The following is a 22,337-nucleotide window of genomic DNA, read 5'->3' on the forward strand; positions in this document are numbered from 1 at the left end:
CGCATGGCCAGCACCTACCACCAGCTCGGCAGGGTCGCCGAAGAACGAGGCCGACTAGACGAAGCCGAAAACTGGTACCGCCAATCCCTCACCATCAACGAAGACCTCGGCGACCGACCCGGCATGGCCAGCACCTACCACCAGCTCGGCAGGGTCGCCGAAGAACGAGGCCGACTAGACGAAGCCGAAAACTGGTACCGCCAATCCCTCACCATCGAAGAAGACCTCAACAACAGGCCCGGCATGGCCAGTTCCTACCACCAGCTCGGCGTGATTGCCGAAGAACGAGGCCGACTAGACGAAGCCGAAAACTGGTACCGCCAATCCCTCACCATCAAAGAGGGCCTCGACAATAAGCCCGGCATGGCCAGCACCTACGGGCAACTCGGCCTTCTGGCCGAGAACCAGCAGCAGCCGGGGGAGGCTCTCAAGTGGATGGTCCAATGCGTCACCCAGTTTGAGCAGTTCCCTCACCCATCGACCGGCCCCGGCCCAGCCCACCTCAAGCGCATGACCAATTCCCTGGGAATCGGCGCCCTCGAACAGACCTGGCAGTCAGTCACAGGCAGCCCCCTGCCCCCGTCCATCCGCGCCTTCGTCCTCGCAGAAGACCCACCCGCCACCGACTGAGCACCGCAAGGAGACCACCCATGGCCGACCCGGTCGAACTCGGCGCCCGAGCCGCGGCAAAGCGGCTGATCACGCCGCATGCCCCGGCGCTCACCACGGACGTGGAAGTCGCCCTCCACACCCGCGGAACCACAACCCGCCCCGACCAGTACGTCGACCCCGTCTCCCTCGGTGCCCTCATCGTGAGCATCGCCAGCCTCACCTGGACCGTTTACAACGACCTCAGGAAGAGCAACCCCACGCCACCACCCGAGGCAGTCACCCGCCGCGTCCGCGTGCAGCTCGACCGGCTCGACACACCCCAGGCGGGGATCAGCCCGGCAGAGCGCGAGCGCTGCATCGACATCACCATCGAGGAAACGCTCAACAGCGCCCAGAACGGCGACGGGTCGACCTGATCAGCGGCCTCGCCGTGAGCGCCTTCGTCCGCCTCGGCCTCGGCGAAACGCTCGGCCGCTCACACCTGCACCCGATTCCGACACAGGCAGCTCGCCGATGCGGGCCGCGGTGTCGCCAGTACTTGGGCAGACCCAGACCGAGTCCGCTTCGGGTGGCTCGGGCACCGGGGCCAGACCGCCGACTGAGCAGCATGGCGGGCCTGCCGTCCGGCTCCGCGTACACACACTGGCCGGAGCCGTCGGGGGCGTAGAGCATGACCCCACGAGACTCGTCTCGTCGTCGTCCGCGGTCAGGGACGGTTCGCCCGGAGGTGGTGGAGGAGGGCGGCGAGGCCGGTGGGGGTGGCGGAGAGTATTCGGGCGGGGTCATCGCTTTCACGGAGGAGCAACAAGCCGTCTCCGGGGGCGAGTTCAACGCACTCGTTGCCGTCTCCGCCACCGGAGAATGAGGATTTCTGCCACTGGATCACGGCTCACAGCTCCTTCGTCAGTCGGCTGATGTAGTCCCGAGACCGGGCAGGTGTCAGGGCTGCCGACTCCACCCTACGGAAGAGCGTTCGCATGGCCAGCAGTCGAGCAGAGGCGTCCAGGAACATCGAGCCGTACGGGGCGTCCCGCTGCACGGTGTCCAGCGCCGGTACCCGCCCACCGGCGTAGAGCATCATCGCGCCCGCCCCGGCAAACCCATCGGCGTCGAACGGGATGACCCGCACGCTTACGTTCGACCGCTCCGACTGGCGCAGCAACTCGTCGAGTTGAGCACGGGCACCCCGGCGATCGGTGACGCGCGTGCGCAGTACGGACTCGTGGAGCACCGCCTCGTAGGGGGCTCCGGAGAGGATCTGTTGGCGGCGCATCCGGTGCTCCACTCGCAACTCCACCTCGTTCTCGGGAAGTTCCGGCACCACGTAGCCGAACACCGCCCGCGCGTACTCCTCGGTCTGAAGCAGTCCGGGCACGTGGACGGTACCGACCACCCGCATGAAGGTGGCGTGGTGTTCCAGCTCCGCCAGGTCCTGAAAGACGGCGGGAAGCGCACCTCGGTACTCCTCCCACCACCCGCGCGTACGGTCTGTCGCCATCTCCACCAGGGCGTCGATCAACTCGGTGTCGGAGCAGTCGTACTGCACCCCGAGCTTGCGCACGCGCTCTCCGCTGACTCCCGCGTTGCCCGCTTCGATCTGACTCATCTGAGCCGGGTTGGTCCCCAGCAACGCGGCCGCCTGCCGGGAGGTCAGCCCCGCCGCCTCCCGCAATTTCCGCAGCTCAGCACCGAGGCGTACTTGCCGAGCCGTCGGCTGAATCCTCGCGGGCACACTGCCCCCACTTCCTGAACAACACGGTCCTCGGACGGGGTTGAACGTCCCCGATCGGGTGTCAGGTTACGCGAACGACTTGCCGGGGCGAAACATTTGGCCCTACCGTCGGTGACGCGACGCACACGCTGCGGAACCCCGGGACCCCGGAAGCGCACCGCCCCGCCATGCCACGACGGGAGCGACACAGCCACCGCCAGACAGCCGCCGCGTACTCCATCTCACTGACCACGAACCGGAGTTGACGCATGTCTGAAGCCGTCGAAGAACCCGAAGAACCATTGGAGTACACCCTCCACATCCCCAACGACCTGCGGGCCGTCACGATCTGCCGCCGCACCCTCCGCCTGATCCTCATCGCCCACGGCCTTCCTCACTTCACGGAGGCCGCCGAACTCCTGGCGACCGAGCTGATCACCAACGCCGTGCAGCACACGAAGGGCCCTGCCGCCATACGGCTCCGCGTCTCCGCCGGAGCCCTGCGCATCGGCGTGTGGGACTCGGACCCCAACCCGCCCAGGCCGGCGCACGGCACCACCCCCGACGCCGAACACGGCCGCGGCCTGGCCCTCGTCCACACCTGCGCGGACACCTGGGGCTGGACGCTCCAGCGGGACGCCAGGAGCAGCGGTGAGCCCGGCAAGTACGTCTGGTGCGAGCTCACCCCGGCTGCGTGAACGTCCGCCTGGGCACCCATGGGAATGTTATGTAGATTGAATCTACGTAGAATGCTTCTAGGTACGTAGATTCCCTGTCCGGGAGGCGCCCCATGCCCACCCCCTTCGTAGGCCGTCAGGCGGAGCTGGCTCTCCTCCGCAAGCGTCTCGACCGTGTCACCGCCGGCGGCGCGGGGGCTGCCCTTGCCATAAGGGGGCGGCGGCAGGTCGGGAAGTCGCGGCTCGTGCAGGAGTTCTGTGACGGGGCTCGGCGGCCGTACGTCTTCTTCACCGCGACCAAGGGGGCCTCCCCGGTGGAGGGCATCGCCGCGTTCATGGCCGAGCTGCGGGAGTCCTCTCTCCCCGCCGAACCCGAACTCGTACCGGCGAGCGCGCCGACCAACTGGCCCGACGCCTTTCGCGCGCTCGCGGCCGTGCTGCCCGAGTCGCCCAGCATCGTCGTCATCGACGAACTGCCCTGGCTCGCCGAGCAGGACCCCGTGTTCGACGGGGCGCTGCAGACCGCCTGGGACCGGCTGCTGGCCAACCGGCCCGTGCTCCTGTTGCTGCTCGGCAGTGATCTCCACATGATGGAACGCTTCACGGCGTACGACCGGCCCTTCTACGGGCGGGCCGACAACCTGGTTCTCGGTCCGCTCAACCCGGCCGAGACCGGGGACGCACTGGGGCTGGACGCGGCGGACGCCATCGACGCGCACCTCGTCTCCGGCGGGCTGCCGGGGATTCTGCGCGCCTGGCCGCACGGCACCCCGGCTCTCGACTTCATCGAGGCCGAGTGCGCCGATCCCGCCTCACCGCTCTTCGGGGTCCCCGAGGCCGCCCTCATGGCCGAGTTCCCCGCCCCCGACCAGTCCCGCCGGGTACTGGAGGCCGTGGGAAGCGGCGACCGTACGCACGCCACCATCGCGGCGACGGCCGGGAGCCAGAGTGGAGCGCTGCCCTCCGGGATACTGTCCCCCCTGCTGCGGCGGCTCACTGAGGAGAAGCGTGTCCTCGCCGCCGACACCCCCCTCTCCACACGCCCCGGCAAACCCGCCCTCTACCGCGTGGCCGACAGCAACCTTCGTCTGTATCTGGCCGCGATGCGTTCCGCTCAGGAGCTGTCGAGGCGAGGCCGGCCCGAGGCCGCGTACGCGGTCGTCCAGCGACGATGGGCATCCTGGCGGGGGCGGGCCGTCGAACCACTGATCCGCGAGGCACTGGAACTGGCCGCTGCCTCAGGGGACTTCCCCTGGCCGGACACCGAGTTCGTGGGCGGCTGGTGGAACCGGCAGTTCTCCCCGGAGATCGATCTGGTCGGCGCGGACCGTGCCCCCGTCGCGGGCACCCTCTGCTTCGCGGGCTCCGTGAAGTGGCTGGCCTCGCCGTTCGACCAGCACGACCTGACCGCGCTGCGGACGGGCGCCGCCCAGGTTCCCGGCTTCACTCCGGGCTCCACGGGGCTGGCCGTGGTGTCCTTGTCGGGGGCGACCGGACCCGTGGACGGAAGCGGGATGGGGGGCGGGGTCGAGCTGGTGTGGGGCCCGCGGGACGTCATCTCCGCCTGGTCCTGAGAGCCGAACGTCAGGCGTCGCCTCACCAGGTCAGGACTGGATGTCGTAACGGGATCTCGTAACGGGATCTCGTAACGGGATCCGGTTACGTCCGGACGCGATCTCTCTGGTGTCGGCGTTGGCCCGGGGACGGCATCCCCACGGACGGCAAACCCGGAGGCGGGGCGATGCCCAGCGCTGTGCGGGCCGCGCGGACGTGGTGCATGCCCTCCAGGGCCGTGCGGGTCACCACCGCGTACTCGGCGGGGGTGCGGGCGGTGGCCAGCTGGTGGCGGGCGGTGCGGTGGCGTTCGGCGGCGGCCGACAGTTCGCGGGCCGCGGTCCGGTCGGCCCGCGCCCCGGCGGTGAAGGCGGACAGGCTGCCGCCCAGCCGGACCACCCAGCGGTTGGCCTCGGCCTCCGCGTCCAGGTCGGACATGGCGCCCGCGCCGTTCGACCGCCGCTGTACGACGACCGCGGCCACCGCCCCGACGATCAGCAGCAGTGCGAACAGCACGGCGAATCCCATGATCTCCTCCGGTGGTCTCCTCCGGCGCTGCCGGTCTTCTGCGGGAGGTTCTCATCCCGCACGACCCATGAGACTCCCTGCCGCTGTGCGTCTCCGACGAGAATCCTGTGCGCCACCTGATCAGATGCCCACAAATTGCCGATCCATGGCCGCCGAACGGGCAGGGCGGGCCCGGGGTCCCACTCCCCGGGCCCGCCCTGCGGTCGGCTCGCCGATGCGGACTACGAGGCCGAGGCGGAGGCGGACGTGGTCGCCGACGCGCCCGGCTGCACCGCGGCGTCCGTGCCCTCGTGGGTCGCGTCCGGGTCGACGCCCATGGTGATCGTGCCGAGGACGCCCTTCGCGATGCCGTTCTTCTTGTACTTGAGCTTGAGGAGACCGCCGGCCGTACCGGACTGGTCGTAGATGGTGTCCTCGGTGAGCGTCGTGCGCTCGGTCGTCGACGTGGAGTACGGCTCGACCTCCGCCGAGGCGAGGACGGACTCCTCGTCGAAGAAGAACTGGCCGGTGTGGCAGGTGTTCCCGCCCTCGTAGCCCGCGTCCGTCCAGGTGCCGCTGACGTGCACCTTGGTGTGGATGTGGACGCAGCGGCCCTGGTACCAGCCCGGGAAGACCGTCTTGAAGGTGACGAAGCCCTGCTTGTCCGTCTTCCACGTGCCGCGCAGGTAGCGCTTGTCGTCGGTGGGCTCCTGGTGGCCGCCACCGCCGCCTCCGGGCGGGGCACCGGTCGGCGTACCGGACGGGACATCCGTGGGCGTTCCGCTGGGCGGAGTGCCGCCACCGCCGCCGGTGGAGGAGTCCTCGTACCCGGAGTAGAGGCCCAGCGCGTCACAGTGCCAGATGTCGACGGCGGCGTTTCTGATGGGCTTGCAGGTCTCGTTGTCGATCACCTTGAGGCGCAGGGTGAGCGGGATGCCCTCCCGGTCCTCGGTGATGTCCTGGCGGATCTTGTCCGCGTCGATGTAGTACGGGCCCTCGGTGGTCTCCGACGTGAGCTTGTAGCACGTCTCCGAGGAGGTGGAGGAGGCGGTCGGCGAGGCACCCTTCTTCGTCTGGCCGGCGTTCGCGGTCGCGGCGATCGTGCCGCCCACGCCCACCGCGGCGACTGCCGCGCCACCTGCCACGACGACCTTTCGGCGCGTCACGTTCCGCTTGTGTTTCGGACCTTGGGCTGCTTGGTTTCCTTGGATTCCCGTCATGGAGAGGGAAGTTAGGTAAGAAGACTGTCAAGGGCGTGGGCACGGACTGTGGGTTGCTGTGTTCATGGCGACGTGGCGCGAATCGATCGATCCGTGCGGCTCAACAGAGCCCTGCGGCTCAAGCGAGCCCTGCCGGCTCGACCGAGCCCTGCCGGCTCAAGCTAGCCCTGCCGGCTCAACGGCTTCCGCGGGTTTCGGCCGCGCGGCGCGACAGGTCGCGTACCAGGGCGGCCCGGTCCACGCGCCCGAGTGCTTCGGCGAGCCGGGTCAGGAGTTCGTCCGCGGTCTCCTCCCGCTCGGCGGCGGTTCCGGAGAGGGTGGCGTGGTCGGGGATGCGCGCAAGACAGGCGCGTACGGCCAGTTCGACCGTGTCCCGCAGCCGGGGCTCCCTGATCGCGACGGTGACGTGCACGGACTCCGTGTCGAGGGTGCGGGTGTGGTGGGCGATGCCCTCGGGCAGATACAGCACCTGGCCGGGCCGCAGGTCAACAGTCTGCGCGCTCGCCAGGTCCTCCACGTATCCGGGACTCCAGTCGGCCGCGTCGCGCGGGGTGTCGTACAGATACCAGCGCTTGGTCCCGGAGATCTGCACCACGAACAGATGGCCGTCGTCCCGGTGGACGCGCAGGCCGTCCTCCCCCGCCCGCGTCCAGAACGCCACGGCTCCCGCTTTGGCCGAGAACAGCTGCGCCAGGCGACGGCACAGGTGCTGTGCGGGGCGGTGCCACTCGTGCAGGTTCTGTACGACCACGGTGGCCCCGGCGGCCAACTGGAAGCGGACCTTCGCCGCGTCCACGTAGCCGGCCCGGGGGTCGCCGGACACGTGTATGACCCTGGTCAGCGCCTCGGGTGGCACCGGGATGCCGCCGCGCATCGCGTTCAGCACCGGGTAGTGGAGCAGGCTGCAGTCCAGCCAGTCCTCCAGGTCCTGCCGGGACACGATCGCGGCGACCTCCGGCGCGGCGTCGAAGACGGCGTGCGCCTCGCCCCAGGGCAGGTCGTCCGCGGTACGGGGGTCATGGCAGAGCAGTCGGAGCCCGTCCAGCGGGCCGGTGGTCGCCCTGGCCGCCGGGCCGGTCTCCGTCGCCGCCGGGCCGGTCGCCGTCCTGCTCGCTGCCTCGGTCGTCTTCATCGAGCCTCCTCGTGGGGTCGGGAGCGGGCATGCGGTGGTGTCGGCCCGGGAAGCCGCAGCGCGTCCAGGAATCCCGCGGCGGATCCTGCCGGTCCCGTTCGGGCCAGCGCGCTCCGGAGCAGCGCCCAGGCCTCGTCCCGGTCCGCCCAGCCGTCGCCACCATGGCCATAGCGATTGCCATTGCCATTGCCGTCGCCATGGCCATCGCCACCATTGCCATGGCTGTTGCCGAAGCGGGAGGCGAGTTCGGCGCGGACGGTGTCCCGCCAGGCGTAACCCGCGAGGTAGGAGCGCCAGTGCAGGACGCGGGTCTGCCGCAGCAGGAGGAGTGCGGGAGCCCACCGCAGTCCGGTACCGGCGGCCACGGCCGACGCGGCGTCCAGCGCCTCGGCCGACGTACGACAGCCCGCGAGGTCCGCGTCGAGCGCCAGGTCGGCCGCCATCAGGCCACGGCTGAAGCGCTCCTCCTCGGCGTGGAAACGGGCGAGGACCGCGGCGGTCTCCTCGTCGATCCCCAGCCGGGCGAGGAACGCGGTCGATCCCGCCAGGTGCTCAAGCAGCAGCGCCCAGCCTTCCGACCGCAGCGGATCGAACGTCCACCGTTCGACGAGCGGGGCGTCGCTCGGACGCAGCGCGTGCTCGGCGAGATGGGCCAGCTCGTGCTGCAGGTACTGGACCGTCACCGGAGTGACCGCGGTCGGCAGGGACAGCAACGAGGAGCCGGGCAGCCGTACGGGCATCACCATGGACGGGGTGTTCGGGCGCCGCAACACCTTCACCTGGTGGGCGGACGGCAGCAGCCCGCGCCGCCGCGCCTGCCCGACCAGCAGGGTGATCAGCTCGTTGAGCGGGGGCAGCTTCCCGCTGAACGCATCACCGGGGAGGGACGGCCCGAGCACCCCTTTGCCCAGCATCAGCCAGCGCCAGTTGTACTCGGCCGTGGCGCTGCCGCGCAGCCCGGCCGGGCGGGCCCAGGCCGCGGCGATCTCCGAGAGGTCCCGCACCGGGGCCGTCACCTCAGCGAGCCGCCGTACGGAGTCGTGGGGCAGCGGGAGCGCCGACTCCCCGCACCACCAGGGGAGTTCACCGGCGGCGCGACGCCGCTCGGCGAGCCACCGCCAGACCTCGTCGATCAGTCCGCGGGCCTCCGCGCACCAGATCCCGTACGAGGCCCGTCGGCCGTCCTCGTCCGCCTCCAGGTCGAGTACGGCCGTGGGAGCGGTAGTACGTGAGGTCGGGGTAGCCGGAGTGCGAGGTGAACTCGGCGTCGGGGAACGGGATCTGGTCGAGGTCGGGCACGAAGTCCCGGTCCTCGTTGACCAGGAGGCCGCCGCCGTCGGGCGCCCGCCAGGTGGTGCCCTTGATCCCGGTCAGCCCGGCTCGGTCGTCCACGCCCCCGTCCACGTCCACGTCCACGTACCTGTCCCCGTCCCCGTCCCCGTCCGCGTCCGCGCCCGCGCCCAGGCCGCGTACGAGATCGAGCATGGCCTCCTCTCCCTCGCGCCGGACCACGACGTCGACGCAGGGGTAGCGGCGCAGGATGTGCTCGTGGACGGCGGTGGCGTGCGGGCCGCCGAGGACGATCAGGCACTCCGGTCTACGGTTCTTGATCCACTCGGCCATGGCGATCGCCGCGCGGAACGACTCGTTGTAGACGGAGAATCCGACGACGTCGAAGCGGTCGAGGCCGTAGTGCGCGGCGAGTTCGACGGCGTCGTCCTCGGAGTCCCCGAAGTCGAAGCCCGAGCTGGGGAATCCGGCTTTCTCCAGGTAGGCCATGATGTAGGCCAGCCCGATCGGCTTGGACTTGCGGCGGTCCGAGAAGCCGACCGAGGGGTTGACGAAGGCGATGGCCGGCCGTGTCAGCGTGCCCATCTCACACTCCCTCGGACGGGGACGCGGGCGAGGGCACTGAGGCTGACGCCGGCCCTGACATGGATGCGGGCCGTGTCATCGAGGCCGGCGCGGGGGTCGTGCGCAGGACGCCGCTCCGGGTGAGGCCGAGGAGGAAGTCCCGGTCGGGCCCGGGCAGGGTGTCGAGGTCCACGGGGCGGCGCAGGGCCTCGCGCCAGACGCGGGACGCGTGACGGTTGAGCTTCAGACAGGACCGTGCCGGTCCGGCGAGCGGCACGTAGACGTGACCTGCCTGGTCCAAGTAGGGCAGTTCCGAGGTGATGCTCAGCATCGACGGGCTCTCCGGGGTCCGGCGCGACGGATCTCGGGGCCCCGGCGCATCGCACGCCGGAGCCGCGAGGGGGAGCGGTCAGGCGTAGATCTTGCCGAGCATCTTGGTGTAGCTGGCGCCGCCGAGGCTGACGATGTCCGCCTCGGGGGTCTCGACCTCGTCGAAGCCTGCGATCTCCAGCTCCTCGTGGGTGCGCTCGGTCAGCGACTTGCGGACCGGCTTCTGCTGGGTCTCCGCGCTACGGGCCATCGTTGGTCTTCCTCTCGTCCGGCCCCGGGCAGCCTGGGGCCCATCCGGAGTCACCCTGAGCAACAGGGAGACCGCGTGCCCAAGGAGCGTGTGGGCCGGGACGCTTCGTCGTCAAACAGGCGAATGGCCAGTAAGTGACGTCGCGCGAGGGAGAGTTGAGGAGCGTGAAACGAGGGCGCGTTTTCCGCGCGAGCAAGCCGCGCAAGGTGGCTCCGACCAGGGAGGAAGCACGACACTCCCGGGAGGATCTCGGCCGTGGCACAGCAGCGCTGTCCGGATCTCTACGGCGCGCGAAGGATCTTCGTCACCCACATGGCAGCATCCGGGAATTGACACTCCGTGACCGCCGCTTCATGCCACTCTGTGTCACATGACAGACGAATCCGGCGAGAGCCGGGACGACTCGCAGGACCCGGAGGACGTCACGCCCGGGGAGGCGGCGGCCGCCCAGGAGCGCTCGTTCTGGGAGACCCGCCGACGGTACAACGACCTGGACGACGACGAAGCCGGCCGACGCGAGCGACGCCGCCTCAGCAAGGAGTCCCGGCGCATGAACCTCCAGGTACGCATACACCGCTACGCCCGCGGCCACGACGAGGAGGGCCCGGTACGGGGCGACCTGCAACTCCCGCCTCTCCTGGACCGCGACGACACTCCGAACGAGGGGCGCCCCTAAAGGGGCGCGGGGAACTGCGCGCCCAGCCACAACGAACCCGCAGACGAAACGAGCCCGACCCGCGGAGCGCTCCGCGGGCCGGGCTTTCGGGCCGGGCCCGCAAGCCGAACCTGAGGAGAGCCGGGCCCGCAGGGCCCTACTTCGGCTGAGGCTTGCGCACCGAGAGGTGCAGTTCCCGCAGTCGCGTCTCGTCCAGCTCCGTAGGCGCACCCATCATCAGGTCCTGCGCGTTGCCGTTCAGCGGGAACGCGATGGTCTCCCGGATGTTCGGCTCGTCGGCGAGGAGCATGACGATGCGGTCGACGCCCGGGGCGATACCGCCGTGCGGCGGGGCGCCGAAACGGAAGGCGCGGAGCATGCCCGCGAACTGCTCCTCGACGGTCTCACGGTCGTAGCCCGCGATCTCGAAGGCCTTGAGCATGATGTCCGGCTCGTGGTTCCGGATGGCGCCGGAGGACAGCTCGACACCGTTGCAGACGATGTCGTACTGCCAGCCCAGGATGTCCAGCGGGTCCTGGGTCTCCAGGGCCTCCAGACCGCCCTGCGGCATCGAGAACGGGTTGTGCGAGAAGTCGATCTTCCCGGTCTCCTCGTCCTTCTCGTACATCGGGAAGTCGACGATCCAGCAGAACCGGAAGACGCCGTCCTCGAAGTGCCCGGCGCGCTTGGCGGCCTCGACGCGGACCGCGCCCATGATCTTCGAGACCTCGTCGAACTCGCCAGCGCCGAAGAAGACGGCGTGGCCGGCCGCGAGCGACAGGCGCTTCGTCAGCTCGGCGACGTTCTCCTCGGTCAGGAACTTCGCGATCGGGCCCGTCAGCGAACCGTCCTCGGCCACCCGCACCCAGGCCAGGCCCTTCGCGCCCTGCGAGACCGCGTAGTCACCGAGCTGGTCGAAGAACTTCCGGGACTGCGCGGCCACGTCCGGCACCGGCAGGGCCCGTACGTGCTTGCCCGCGAAGGCCTTGAACTCCGAGCCCTCGAAGACGTCGGTGATGTCGACCAGCTCCAGCTGGGCCCGCAGGTCCGGCTTGTCCGAGCCGTACTTCAGCATCGCCTCGCGGAACGGGATGCGCGGGAACGGGGACGTCACGTGACGGCCCTTGCCGAACTCCTCGAACAGCTCGGTCATGAGCTTCTCGATGGGCTGGAACACGTCCTCCTGCTCGACGAAGGACATCTCCACGTCGAGCTGGTAGAACTCGCCCGGCGAACGGTCCGCACGCGCGTCCTCGTCACGGAAGCAGGGCGCGATCTGGAAGTACCGGTCGAAGCCCGAGATCATCAGCAGCTGCTTGAACTGCTGCGGCGCCTGGGGGAGGGCATAGAACTTGCCCGGGTTCAGACGGGACGGGACCACGAAGTCGCGCGCGCCCTCGGGGGAGGTGGCACTGAGGATCGGGGTCGCCATCTCGTTGAAGCCCAGCGCCGTCATCTTGTGACGGATGGCGGAGATGACCGACGTACGCAGCAGGATGTTGCGGTGCATGCGCTCGCGGCGCAGGTCGAGGAAGCGGTACTCCAGACGCCTCTCCTCGTTCACACCGTCCTCGGCGTTGATCGTGAAGGGCAGCGGGGCGGCCGCGCCGAGCAGCTCGACCTCGCCCACCTCGACCTCGATCTCGCCGGTCGGCAGCTCCGCGTTCACGTTCTCCGTGCCACGCGAGACGACCTTGCCGTCGATACGGACCGTGGACTCCTTGGAGAGCTTGTCCAGGGCCTCGTACGCGGGGGTGCCGGGGCGGGCGACGAGCTGCGTGATGCCGTAGTGGTCGCGCAGATCGATGAAGAGGATGCCGCCCAGGTCTCGGCGATTGTGCAGCCAGCCGCTCAGCCGGACGTCGGTGCCGACGTCAGAGGCGCGGAGCTCGCCGCAGGTGTGGGACCTGTACCGATGCATCGTCGTTTCATCCAGTCTTCGCGGTCGGGGGCGTTGTTTCACGTGAAACACAGCAAGCCTACCGGCCGCCCCAAGATCGCCGTTCGCAATAGTTCCGCCACCCCGTCGGCCCTGGCTGCTCACCCGCGTCTCACCTGCCTCGGTGGCAGCCTTCGTTCACCTCTCCATACAGTGGGGCAATGCGCATCGGTGATCCCCTTCCCTCAGTGGGGGACGTCCTCGCCACCCTCGCCACCGGCCTGTGGAGGTGGGACGACGCCGCCGGGAAGGTCACCCTCGACGCCGAGGCCGCCCGGCTCCTCGGCCTGCCCGCGGAGCCGACCGTGCTCACGGAGGCGGGTGTACGCGCCCGTTTCCACCCCGTCGACTGGAACGAGGTCAACGGGGTCGTCCAGCTCGCCGCCGTCGAGGGCACACTCGCCGAGCTGCGGCTGAGGGTCATGGACGAGCAGGGCCATGTGATCCGTACCGTACGCAGCCGTTCCAAGCCGTCGATCGACCCGGGCACCGGGTCGTACCAGCTGATCGGCACCATGCAGGAGGTCACCGAACCGCAGCCGGGCTCCGCCGCGCGTACACCGGTCACAGGTGACTGGAGACGCTCGCGCGAGGCGTTCCTGCTGGACGCGGGGCGGGCGCTGGCCGAGGCGCGGTCCACGGCGGAGGTGCTGCGGGTCGCGGCGGGCCTGTCGATGCCCGGTTTCTCGCCGGACGGGCTGGCGGTCTTCGGCGCGGAGGGCGACCGGCTGACGGTCATCGGCCACCACGGGCACAACCCCGGGGACGAGGAGCCGTTCACCCAGATGCCGCTGGACACGGACTATCCGGCCGCTGAGGTCGTCCGCACCGGCCGTGCCGTCTACCTCTCCTCGCCCGACCGCTACCGCGACCGCTATCCGGCCGCCTGGCCGCTCGCCCAGCGCTTCGACCGCCAGTCCTGGGCGTTCCTGCCGCTCACGTTCGCGGGGCGCACCATGGGCGCGTGGATGGCGGCCTTCACGTACCCCGTCACGTTCACGCCCGACGAGCGTTCCGTGCTGACGACGGTGGCGCGGATGCTGGCGCAGGCCCTCTCCCGGGCCGGGGTCGCCGAGTCCGAGCGGGAGCTCACGGACGGCCTCCAGCGCTCGATGCTGCCCACCCTGGGGCCGCAGATCCCGGGCATGAGCGTCGCGGCCCGGTATGTGCCCACCGGCGGCGGGCTCCAGGTGGGCGGCGACTGGTACGACATGATCCCGCTGCCCGGCGGCACCTCCCGGAACAGCCCCGAGGGTGGCCGCTTCGCCCTTGTCATCGGCGACGTCCAGGGCCATGACGTACGCGCCGCCGGACTGATGGGCCAGCTCCGGATCGCACTGCGGGCGTACGCCTCCGAGGGACACCGCCCGGACGCGGTCCTCTCGCGCGCCTCACGCTTCCTGTACGGGATCACGTACGACGAGGAGGTCGCGGACCTGCGCTTCGCGACGTGCCTGTACGTGGAGGTCGATCCGGAGAGCGGGGTCCTGGAGATAGCCAGGGCCGGGCATCCTGACCCGGCGATACGCATGGCCGACGGGACCGTGCTGACGCGGCCGACCGCGGGCGGGCTGCCCCTCGGCATCGACCCGGACGCCGACTATCCGACAACGCGGCTCGTCCTGGAGCCCGGCGAGACCATGCTGATCTGCACGGACGGGCTCATCGAGACCGGCGGGCACGACCTGGACACCGGCTGGCGGCGGATCCGCAAGATCCTGGAGAGCCACGACGGCGACATGGAGGAGCTCGCCGACGCGCTGGTCCAGGCCGTGCACGGGCCCTCCTCGCACCACACGACCGGGCCGCTGGTGGACCGCCGCGAGGACGACATAGCGGTGCTGCTGCTGAACAGGGCGGGGGAGCACAGCGGTCTCGGCGGCACCCTCACCGAGCGGCCCTCCGTACGCCGGACCATGGTGACCGTCGCACAGGCCGAGCACGAGCGGGTCGCGGGGGCCCGCCAGCAGCTGCGGGAGTTCCTGCACGACTGGGCCTCCGCCGACCAGGTCGACTCGGCGGTCCTGCTGGTCTCCGAGATGATCACGAACGTCCTCGTCCACACGGACGCGGACGCGCTGCTCGTCGCCGAGATGACGGGCGGGGCCGGGTCCCGTCGGATACGGATCCAGGTGTCGGACCGGAGCGACGCCCTGCCCCACAAGCGGCATCCCGGCGAACTGGCGTCCTCCGGGCGTGGCCTGATGCTGATGGAGCTGCTCGCGGACGCGTGGGGGGTGGACCCGCGGGGCGAGGGCAAGAGCATCTGGTTCGAGCTCTATGAGGAGGGGCCGGGCGGCGAGGCCGAGCCCGGAGTACCCGGCTTCTCCGGGGTCACCGACGTCCCCGAGGTCTCCAAAGACGCGTAACGCCCCCGCAGTTCAGCGATCACCCCGAAGGCCGCCGCCGTCAGGGGCACCGCCAGCAGCATTCCGAGGATGCCCGCCACCGACGCGCCCGCGGTGATCGCCAGCATGACGACGGCGGGGTGCATCTGCACGGTCCGGCTCTGGATCATCGGCTGGAGCACATGTCCCTCAAGGACCTGCACGGCCAGGACGACCCCCAGCGCCCACAGCGCGATCACGAAACCACGGTCCGCGAGAGCCACCAGAATCGCCACCGCGCCGGACAGAAAAGCGCCCAGGTACGGGAGGTACGCGCCGACGAACACGAGCGCCCCGAGCCCGACGGCCCCCGGCACCCGCAGGACGAGCAGGCCCACGGTGATGCAGATCGCGTCGATGAGCGCGATGAACGTCGTCCCGCGCATGAACCCCTCGACGGCCTGGTACGCCCGCCGCGCCATTGCCTCGGCCATGTCGCCCGAGCCCTGCGGCACCAGCGAGCGCAGGGTTCCGGCCGCCCGGTGCGAGTCCCGCAGGAAGAAGAAGACGAGCAGCAGCGCGAGCACGGCCATGGCGATGGCCTCGCCCACCACGCTGATCCCGCTGATCACCCCGGACGCCGCCGTCCCGCCGAACTTGCCCAGCAGCTCCTTGGCGTTCGAGGCGATGTCGTCGAGCGAGGTGCCGGCCGCCCCGAAATGCTCGGACAGCGACTCGGCGGCCTGCTTGAGCGAGGCGATGATCTCGTCACCGGTGTCGATCAGCGCGGCCACCACGATGTACGTGGCCCCGCCGACGACGGCGAGCACGGCGGCACAGGTCACACCGGCCGCGATCGACCGGTTCACCTTCGCCCGCACCAGCCGCCCGTACAGCGGCCGGAGCAGCGCCGTCCCGAGCAGCGCGAGCAGCACCGGCACCACCGCGGTCTTGAACTCGACGCACAGCCGCACCCCGACCACCACGACCCCGGTCACCAGCAGAGCGACGACGCACCAGGCGGCCACGCGGCGCACGGGTTCGGGCAGGAGCCGGGCGGACTCCGGAAGCAGGGGCTGCACGCCTCCACCTGACCATGCGTCAGTCCGGGCGGCGCTCCGGGAGGGCTGAAAGGGGGACCTGTCGGGGGACCGGTGCGCGATGATGCGAACCATGGCCGCCATCACTGACATACCAGGGCCCAAAGGCCTCCCCCTGCTCGGCTCGGCACTCGATCTCCGGCGCGATTCGCTGGAGGTCTTCCTCCGCGCCCGGCGGGACCACGGCGACGTGGTGCGTCTCTCCGCGGGCCCGCCGGGAGTCCGCACCGTGCTGCACTGCGTCTTCTCCGCGGAGGGCGTGCAGCAGGTCCTGGCCTCGCAGGCGGCCAACTTCCGCAAGGACAACCAGTTCTACGAGGAGCTGAGGCAGTCCGCCGGCAACGGCCTGCTCACCGCGCAGGACGACGACTACCGGCGCCAACGCCGTCTGATCCAGCCGCTGTTCACGAAACGGCAGGTGGACACCTATGCCACGGCGGTGACGTTGGAGGCCGACGGCACGGTCGAGCGCTGGCGGGACGCGGCCGACGGCGTCGTCGACGTGGTCCGGGAGATGGACCGGCTCGCGCTGCGCACGGTCTCGCGCATCCTGTTCGGCGCGGACGTCGAGGCCGCGGTCGACGTCATCCACGACAACTTCCCCGTGGTCAGCGAGTACGTGACGCGGCGCGGCTTCTCCCCCGTCAACCCGCCGCGCTCCTGGCCCCTCCCGTCCAACCGGCGGCACGAGGCGGCGTCCCAGGCGGTGTACGCGGTCTGCGACCGGATCATCGCGGAGCGCAGGGCGGCCGACGCGACGGCCACGACCGCCTCCAACGGAACCGCCTCCACCGAGGGCGACGACCTGCTCTCCCTTCTGGCCCGGGCGGGCAGCGAGGAGGACGGCAGCCTCGACGCGGACGAACTCCGCGACCAGGTGCTGGTCTTCCTGGTCGCGGGCCACGAGACGACCGCGACGTCCATGGCCTTCGCGCTCCACCTCCTCGCCCGTCACCCGGAGGCCCAGAAGCAGGCGCAGGCGGAGGCCGACCGACTGCCGTCGGGCCGGGCGCCCTCGGCCGCCGACCTCGACGAACTCCCGTACCTGACAAGGGTCCTGAAGGAGGCCATGCGGCTGTATCCGGCCGCTCCGGTGGTCGGCCGCCGGTCCGTCGAGGCCGCGGAGGTCGACGGGCACCTGATCCCGGCGGGCGCGGACGTCCTGGTCCTGCCCTGGGTCACCCACCGCCACCCGGACCTGTGGGACGACCCGGAACGCTTCGACCCGGACCGCTTCACCCCCGAGCGGGAGGCGGCCCGCCACCGCTACGCCTGGTTCCCCTTCGGCGGCGGCCCGCGCGCCTGCATCGGCCAGTACTTCTCGATGCTGGAGTCCGTACTGGCCCTGGCGGCCCTGCTGCGCTCGTACGAACTGGAAGCCGTGGACACGGAGGTCCCCCTGACAGCGGGAATCACCCTCCAGGCGACGGGTCCGGCACGGGTACGGGTGCGGGCCCGCACGTAACACCGGGGACCGGCCGCTTGGTCCGGGCCGTGCGCGGAGAATCGATACCCCTCGCCCCTATCGGGTGAACATCCTTGCCGTGGACATGAGTTGCACCTCCGCGTGCCTACGTTCCGGGGCGGAGGTGATGCTCGATGTACGAGCAGAACAACATGCCGCCGAACAGTGCGACGGCACCGCGACAGGACGCGATCGACATCAACGACTTCGTGTTCGCGGCCACGGGGGCGCGGCTGCGGAGGCTGACTCTGCCTGACGGCTCGCACTGGTTCCCCGCAGTCGACGTGTGCAAGCAGCTGGGCTACGTCCACACGGGCTCCGCTCTGCGCGACATTGCGGACAAAGCCAATTTCGGAAGCGCCGAGAGTGTGCTTGGGAGGCACACTCTCAGCATTCCCGCAGGTCGAGAGTGGCGACGAGACATGAATCTCGTGAGCCTCGAAGGTCTGATCCGACTGGTCAACGGCTGTACGAAACCGGAGTCCCAGCCCTTCAAATCCTGGGTGGCCACAGTCATCGAGACCATCCAGCGCACCGGCTCCTACTCCCTGGAACCGGCCCCCGTCCAACCCACACCCGACGGCGCCACCGCATACGTCATGCCCCAGCAGATCGCCGACGCCATCGTGCGGCTCGAAGAACGGAACATCCGGGCGGACGAGTTGCTGCTCACCTTCCAGGAGGAGCGCGGCGAACTGCTGCGGCAGATCAGCGACAGCCAGCACGCCATGGTCGAAACACAGCGGCAGATCTGCCGCAGCCAGAACGTCATGGCCGAGGCGCTGCAGCAGATCGCCGAGGCGCTCAAGCCTGCCCACGGCCATGGCCGTCCTCGCCCCACCGCGGCGCCGGAGCCCGAGCTGACACCTCAGCAGCTCCTCGCCACCTGGAAGGCGAAGAATCTCGTCGTCACGGGAGACGTCCACGCCGTGGCGGCCTACCTGGCTCCGGCCCTCCTGCGCGGCGGGGCCCACTACCCGCTGGAGGAGATCGCCACCCGCACGGGTCTGCCGCAGGAGCGTGTCCACGACTGCGTACGGATGCTGCTCAGACGGGGGTGTGTCCGGCAGACGGGCTGCGCGCCGGACGGGGCACCGATCTACGTGCTGCCGTAGTTGCCCGTAAAGCCGTAGGCGCACAGCAAAACAGGCCCGAAGCCGCAAAACGAAGTTGCGGCTTCGGGCCTTCTCGTACCGTACCGGACCCGCGAGTTGATCGCGGACCTGGCATCGAACGGGCGACTACAGCCCGCCCTCCGTCATCCCGTGCACGGCGGGAATGGTTCCCAGCCGGCCCTTCTGGAAGTCGTCGAAGGCCTGCTGCAGCTCCTCGCGGGTGTTCATCACGAACGGGCCGTAGTGGGCCATCGGCTCCCGGATCGGCTGACCGCCGAGGATGACGACCTCCAGGTCCGGGGTGTTGGCGTCCTGCTTCTCGTCGGCGCGGACGGTCAGCGAGGAACCCGCGCCGAAGACGGTGGTCTGCCCGGTGTGGACCGGGCGACGGTCCGTACCGACACTGCCGCGGCCTGCCATCACATACGCCAGGGCATTGAAGTCCTCGCGCCACGGCAGCGTGAGCTCGGCGCCGGGTGTCACGGTCGCGTGGATCATGGTGATTGGCGTGTGCGTGATGCCGGGACCCTGGTGGCCGTCCAGCTCACCGGCGATGACACGCAGGAGCGCGCCGCCGTCGGGCGTGCTGAGCAGCTGGACCGAGCCGCCTCGGATGTCCTGGTAGCGCGGCGCCATCATCTTGTCCTTGGCCGGCAGGTTCACCCACAGCTGGAGCCCGTGGAAGAGACCGCCCGACACGACGAGCGCCTCCGGCGGGGCCTCGATGTGCAGAAGGCCCGAGCCCGCGGTCATCCACTGGGTGTCGCCGTTGGTGATGGTGCCGCCGCCACCGTTCGAGTCCTGGTGGTCGAAGACGCCGTCGATGATGTAGGTCACGGTCTCGAAGCCGCGGTGGGGGTGCCAGGGGGTGCCCTTGGGCTCGCCCGGCGCGTACTCCACCTCACCCATCTGGTCCATCATGATGAACGGGTCGAGGTGGCGGTAGTTGATCCCGGCGAACGCGCGGCGGACCGGGAAGCCCTCGCCCTCGAAGCCGCTCGGCGCGGTGGTCACGGCGAGCACAGGACGTGCCACGGCCTCGGTCGACGCGGCCACACGGGGCAGGGTCAGCGGGTTCTCGACGGTCACTGCAGGCATGTCGGTACCTCCTTGTGCTCGAAGTTTAGTTGAATGTCGAACTTTCTGCCACCTGGAACGCAGAACGCCCGGAGGGCATTCCCTCCGGGCGTCGTTCGTGAAGCGAGTCGTGCGGGCCGCTCCCGCCGGGCAGTACGCGCTTGCCCTCCGCCTGCGGCGGTGTCTGTGGGCCGTCTGTGGAGCAGTCGCGGTCAGCCGTACATCCGGCGCATGGCGAAGTCGACCATCTGCTCGACCGCCTTGGCGTCGAAGACGATGCGATGCTCGCCCTCCATGTCGAGGACGAAGCCGTAGCCGGTGGGGAGCAGGTCGATCACCTCGGCGCCGGTGATCACGAAGTACTTGGACTCCTTGCCGGCATACCGGCGCAGTTCCTTGAGCGAGGTGAACATCGGGATCACGGGCTGCTGGGTGTTGTGCAGCGCCAGGAATCCGGGGTTGTCACCGCGCGGGCAGTAGACCTTGGAGGTGGCGAAGACCTGCTGGAAGTCCTCGGGGGTCAGCGACCCCGTGGTGAACGCGCGCACCGCGTCCGCGAGCGACGGCGGCGACGGTTCGGGATAGAGCGGCGGCTGCTGGCCGTATCCGCCGACCCCGCCGACACCACCGGGCATCTGCTGCTGCGGCGGCGGCTGCGCGTACTGCTGCTGCCCCGGTCCCACGTTCTGGTCGTAGCCGTACATGGGGGCAAGACTACTGGCGGGGCGGGCCGCCCGGTCGTCCCCGGCGGATTTCCTCGAACAGGTGGCGGAGTCGCACACTCCCACCCGAAGGTGGACCCCGAAATGTAGACCCTGCTCACACTTGGGCAATCAGGGGTTGATTCTTATTACCGACGGGTAGCATCATCGTAGCTACTAGTTGGTACGTGGACCGGATGCGCACCAGACTCGAACCAGGTACGAGGACTCGTCACCGAGGACTCACCCACCTCCCCGATCTTTAACGGAGCCGTCGCCATGGGGCACTACAAGTCGAATCTCCGCGACATCGAGTTCAACCTCTTCGAGGTGCTCGGGCGCGACAAGCTGTACGGCACCGGCCCGTTCGCGGAGATGGACACCGAGACCGCCAAGAGCATCCTCGAAGAGCTGACCCGCCTCTCGGAGAACGAGCTGGCGGAGTCCTTCGCGGACGCCGACCGCAACCCCCCGGTCTTCGACCCGGAGACCAACACCGCTCCCGTACCGGCATCTTTCAAGAAGTCCTACCAGGCCTTCATGGACTCCGAGTACTGGCGGCTCGGCCTCCCCGAGGAGATCGGCGGCACCACCGCCCCCCGCTCCCTGATCTGGGCGTACGCGGAGCTGGTGCTCGGCGCCAACCCCGCCGTGTGGATGTACTCGTCCGGCCCCGCCTTCGCGGGCATCCTCTTCGACGAGGGCAACGAGGTCCAGAAACACATCGCGAAGATCGCCGTGGACAAGCAGTGGGGCTCCACCATGGTGCTCACCGAGCCGGACGCCGGCTCGGACGTGGGCGCGGGCCGCACGAAGGCGGTCGAGCAGGCGGACGGCTCCTGGCACATCGAGGGCGTCAAGCGCTTCATCACGTCCGGTGAGCACGACATGTCGGAGAACATCCTCCACTACGTGCTCGCGCGTCCCGAGGGCGCCGGCCCCGGCACCAAGGGCCTGTCCCTCTTCCTCGTCCCGAAGTACGAGTTCGACTTCGAGACCGGCGAGCTGGGCGAGCGCAACGGCGCGTACGCGACGAACGTCGAGCACAAGATGGGCCTCAAGGCGTCCAACACGTGCGAGATGACGTTCGGCGACCGCCACCCCGCCAAGGGCTGGCTGATCGGCGACAAGCACGACGGCATCCGCCAGATGTTCCGCATCATCGAGTTCGCCCGCATGATGGTCGGCACGAAGGCCATCTCGACGCTGTCGACGGGCTACCTGAACGCCCTGGAGTACGCCAAGGAGCGCGTCCAGGGCCCCGACCTCGCGCAGTTCATGGACAAGACCGCGCCCAAGGTCACCATCACGCACCACCCGGACGTGCGGCGTGCGCTGATGACGCAGAAGGCGTACGCGGAGGGCATGCGCGCGCTGGTGCTGCACACCGCCGCGCTCCAGGACGAGATCCAGGTCAAGGAGGCCGAGGGCGAGGACGCGTCCGCCCTGGAGGCCCTCAACGACCTGCTCCTGCCGATCGTGAAGGGCTACGGCTCCGAGAAGGGCTACGAGCAGCTCGCCCAGTCGCTGCAGACCTTCGGCGGCTCCGGGTTCCTCCAGGAGTACCCGATCGAGCAGTACATCCGCGACGCCAAGATCGACACCCTGTACGAGGGCACGACCGCGATCCAGGGCCAGGACTTCTTCTTCCGGAAGATCGTCCGCAACCAGGGTGCCGCGCTGAACTCGCTCGCCGAGGACATCAAGAAGTTCCTGGCGCTCGGCACCGGCGGCGAGGAGCTGTCCGGCGCCCGTGAGCACCTCGCCAAGGCGGCCGTCGAGCTGGAGGCCATCGTCGGCCTGATGCTCACCGACCTCGCGGCGACCGAGCAGGACGTCAAGAACATCTACAAGGTCGGGCTCAACAGCACCCGCCTGCTGATGGCCTCCGGTGACGTCGTCGTCGGCTACCTGCTCCTGAAGGGTGCCGCCGTCGCCGCCGAGAAGCTGGAGACGGCCTCGGCGAAGGACCGGCCGTTCTACACCGGCAAGATCGCCGCGGCGAAGTTCTTCGCGGCGAACGTCCTGCCGGGCGTTACCGGCGCGCGCAAGCTCGCCGAGGGCGTCGAGCTGGACCTGATGGAGCTGGACGAGTCCGCGTTCTGACCGGC

The 22,337-nt window shown here is 69.7% G+C and carries 22 protein-coding genes; 9 read left to right on the forward strand and 13 right to left on the reverse strand.

What is annotated here, in order from left to right; genetic code table 11:
• Together ACIBEI_RS20265 and ACIBEI_RS20270 are read left to right on the forward strand one after the other, a co-directional pair.
• Nucleotides 1–630 (forward strand): tetratricopeptide repeat protein (locus tag ACIBEI_RS20265; protein ID WP_398890612.1); only part of this gene is annotated, 630 nt, incomplete at its 5' end.
• A gap of 20 nt (nucleotides 631–650) precedes the next feature.
• Nucleotides 651–1,028 (forward strand): hypothetical protein, encoded by a 378-nt coding sequence (locus ACIBEI_RS20270; RefSeq protein ID WP_398890614.1) that lies wholly within the window; start codon nucleotides 651–653, stop codon nucleotides 1,026–1,028.
• A gap of 290 nt (nucleotides 1,029–1,318) precedes the next feature.
• Here the strand turns inward: ACIBEI_RS20270 and ACIBEI_RS20275 are convergent, their stop codons facing one another.
• Both ACIBEI_RS20275 and ACIBEI_RS20280 read right to left on the reverse strand, forming a co-directional pair.
• Complete coding sequence (locus ACIBEI_RS20275) at nucleotides 1,319–1,498, reverse strand: DUF397 domain-containing protein (protein WP_079053342.1); 180 nt, start codon at nucleotides 1,496–1,498, stop codon at nucleotides 1,319–1,321.
• Between the two features lie 3 nt (nucleotides 1,499–1,501).
• A complete protein-coding gene (locus tag ACIBEI_RS20280) occupies nucleotides 1,502–2,344 on the reverse strand; it encodes a helix-turn-helix domain-containing protein (protein WP_398890617.1) in 843 nt (280 codons plus the stop codon).
• A 248-nt stretch (nucleotides 2,345–2,592) separates the two neighbouring features.
• Between ACIBEI_RS20280 and ACIBEI_RS20285 the strand changes: the two genes are divergently transcribed.
• The gene (locus ACIBEI_RS20285) at nucleotides 2,593–3,021 is read left to right on the forward strand and encodes an ATP-binding protein (protein ID WP_398890619.1); all 429 of its coding nucleotides are present in this window, start codon (nucleotides 2,593–2,595) and stop codon (nucleotides 3,019–3,021) included.
• A gap of 92 nt (nucleotides 3,022–3,113) precedes the next feature.
• The gene (locus ACIBEI_RS20290) at nucleotides 3,114–4,574 is read left to right on the forward strand and encodes an ATP-binding protein (RefSeq protein WP_398890621.1); all 1,461 of its coding nucleotides are present in this window, start codon (nucleotides 3,114–3,116) and stop codon (nucleotides 4,572–4,574) included.
• A gap of 85 nt (nucleotides 4,575–4,659) precedes the next feature.
• On the opposite strand, the gene ACIBEI_RS20295 is transcribed toward ACIBEI_RS20290, so the two are convergent.
• The 7 genes from ACIBEI_RS20295 to ACIBEI_RS20325 all read right to left on the reverse strand — a co-directional run bounded on the left by ACIBEI_RS20295 (nucleotide 4,660) and on the right by ACIBEI_RS20325 (nucleotide 9,847).
• Nucleotides 4,660–5,082 (reverse strand): hypothetical protein, encoded by a 423-nt coding sequence (locus ACIBEI_RS20295; protein WP_398890623.1) that lies wholly within the window; start codon nucleotides 5,080–5,082, stop codon nucleotides 4,660–4,662.
• A 221-nt stretch (nucleotides 5,083–5,303) separates the two neighbouring features.
• Complete coding sequence (locus tag ACIBEI_RS20300; protein ID WP_398890625.1) at nucleotides 5,304–6,281, reverse strand: intradiol ring-cleavage dioxygenase; 978 nt, start codon at nucleotides 6,279–6,281, stop codon at nucleotides 5,304–5,306.
• 175 nt (nucleotides 6,282–6,456) lie between these two features.
• Nucleotides 6,457–7,413, reverse strand: a complete 957-nt coding sequence (locus ACIBEI_RS20305; protein WP_398890627.1) for a JmjC domain-containing protein — start codon at nucleotides 7,411–7,413, stop codon at nucleotides 6,457–6,459.
• A complete protein-coding gene (locus ACIBEI_RS20310; protein ID WP_398890629.1) occupies nucleotides 7,410–8,417 on the reverse strand; it encodes a hypothetical protein in 1,008 nt (335 codons plus the stop codon). The genes ACIBEI_RS20305 and ACIBEI_RS20310 overlap by 4 nt, the downstream gene beginning before the upstream one ends.
• A 79-nt stretch (nucleotides 8,418–8,496) precedes the next feature.
• On the reverse strand, nucleotides 8,497–9,288 hold the full coding sequence (locus tag ACIBEI_RS20315) for a B12-binding domain-containing radical SAM protein (protein ID WP_398890631.1): 792 nt from the start codon (nucleotides 9,286–9,288) through the stop codon (nucleotides 8,497–8,499).
• 1 nt (nucleotide 9,289) lies between these two features.
• Nucleotides 9,290–9,598: a hypothetical protein gene (locus tag ACIBEI_RS20320; protein WP_398890633.1), complete on the reverse strand. Its 309-nt coding sequence runs from the start codon at nucleotides 9,596–9,598 to the stop codon at nucleotides 9,290–9,292.
• A gap of 78 nt (nucleotides 9,599–9,676) precedes the next feature.
• Nucleotides 9,677–9,847, reverse strand: a complete 171-nt coding sequence (locus tag ACIBEI_RS20325) for a hypothetical protein (RefSeq protein WP_398890635.1) — start codon at nucleotides 9,845–9,847, stop codon at nucleotides 9,677–9,679.
• A 370-nt stretch (nucleotides 9,848–10,217) separates the two neighbouring features.
• Here ACIBEI_RS20325 and ACIBEI_RS20330 point away from each other — a divergent pair, with 370 nt between their 5' ends.
• Nucleotides 10,218–10,523: a hypothetical protein gene (locus tag ACIBEI_RS20330; protein WP_398890637.1), complete on the forward strand. Its 306-nt coding sequence runs from the start codon at nucleotides 10,218–10,220 to the stop codon at nucleotides 10,521–10,523.
• A 136-nt stretch (nucleotides 10,524–10,659) separates the two neighbouring features.
• Here ACIBEI_RS20330 and aspS read toward each other — a convergent pair whose 3' ends face one another.
• Nucleotides 10,660–12,423 carry an aspartate--tRNA ligase gene (gene aspS / locus ACIBEI_RS20335; protein ID WP_398890639.1) on the reverse strand — a complete coding sequence of 588 codons (1,764 nt, stop codon included), beginning with the start codon at nucleotides 12,421–12,423 and terminating at the stop codon, nucleotides 10,660–10,662.
• A 179-nt stretch (nucleotides 12,424–12,602) separates the two neighbouring features.
• Between aspS and ACIBEI_RS20340 the strand changes: the two genes are divergently transcribed.
• On the forward strand, nucleotides 12,603–14,810 hold the full coding sequence (locus tag ACIBEI_RS20340) for a SpoIIE family protein phosphatase (protein WP_398890641.1): 2,208 nt from the start codon (nucleotides 12,603–12,605) through the stop codon (nucleotides 14,808–14,810).
• On the opposite strand, the gene ACIBEI_RS20345 is transcribed toward ACIBEI_RS20340, so the two are convergent.
• The gene (locus ACIBEI_RS20345) at nucleotides 14,720–15,850 is read right to left on the reverse strand and encodes an AI-2E family transporter (protein ID WP_398890643.1); all 1,131 of its coding nucleotides are present in this window, start codon (nucleotides 15,848–15,850) and stop codon (nucleotides 14,720–14,722) included. The genes ACIBEI_RS20340 and ACIBEI_RS20345 overlap by 91 nt on opposite strands.
• 91 nt (nucleotides 15,851–15,941) lie before the next feature.
• Between ACIBEI_RS20345 and ACIBEI_RS20350 the strand changes: the two genes are divergently transcribed.
• Nucleotides 15,942–17,333 (forward strand): cytochrome P450, encoded by a 1,392-nt coding sequence (locus tag ACIBEI_RS20350; protein WP_398890645.1) that lies wholly within the window; start codon nucleotides 15,942–15,944, stop codon nucleotides 17,331–17,333.
• Nucleotides 17,334–17,485: 152 nt separating this feature from the next.
• Nucleotides 17,486–18,448 carry a Bro-N domain-containing protein gene (locus ACIBEI_RS20355; RefSeq protein WP_398890853.1) on the forward strand — a complete coding sequence of 321 codons (963 nt, stop codon included), beginning with the start codon at nucleotides 17,486–17,488 and terminating at the stop codon, nucleotides 18,446–18,448.
• 126 nt (nucleotides 18,449–18,574) lie between these two features.
• Here ACIBEI_RS20355 and ACIBEI_RS20360 read toward each other — a convergent pair whose 3' ends face one another.
• Both ACIBEI_RS20360 and ACIBEI_RS20365 read right to left on the reverse strand, forming a co-directional pair.
• Nucleotides 18,575–19,546, reverse strand: coding sequence for a pirin family protein (locus ACIBEI_RS20360; protein ID WP_307523145.1), 972 nt, complete (start codon nucleotides 19,544–19,546; stop codon nucleotides 18,575–18,577).
• 191 nt (nucleotides 19,547–19,737) lie between these two features.
• Complete coding sequence (locus tag ACIBEI_RS20365) at nucleotides 19,738–20,229, reverse strand: SseB family protein (protein WP_398890647.1); 492 nt, start codon at nucleotides 20,227–20,229, stop codon at nucleotides 19,738–19,740.
• Between the two features lie 276 nt (nucleotides 20,230–20,505).
• On the opposite strand from ACIBEI_RS20365, the gene ACIBEI_RS20370 reads away from it, so the two are divergent.
• On the forward strand, nucleotides 20,506–22,332 hold the full coding sequence (locus ACIBEI_RS20370) for an acyl-CoA dehydrogenase (RefSeq protein WP_398890649.1): 1,827 nt from the start codon (nucleotides 20,506–20,508) through the stop codon (nucleotides 22,330–22,332).
• The last annotated feature ends 5 nt before the right edge of the window (nucleotides 22,333–22,337 follow it).

This window comes from Streptomyces sp. NPDC050988 (genome assembly GCF_044456225.1).
Lineage (GTDB): Bacteria > Actinomycetota > Actinomycetes > Streptomycetales > Streptomycetaceae > Streptomyces.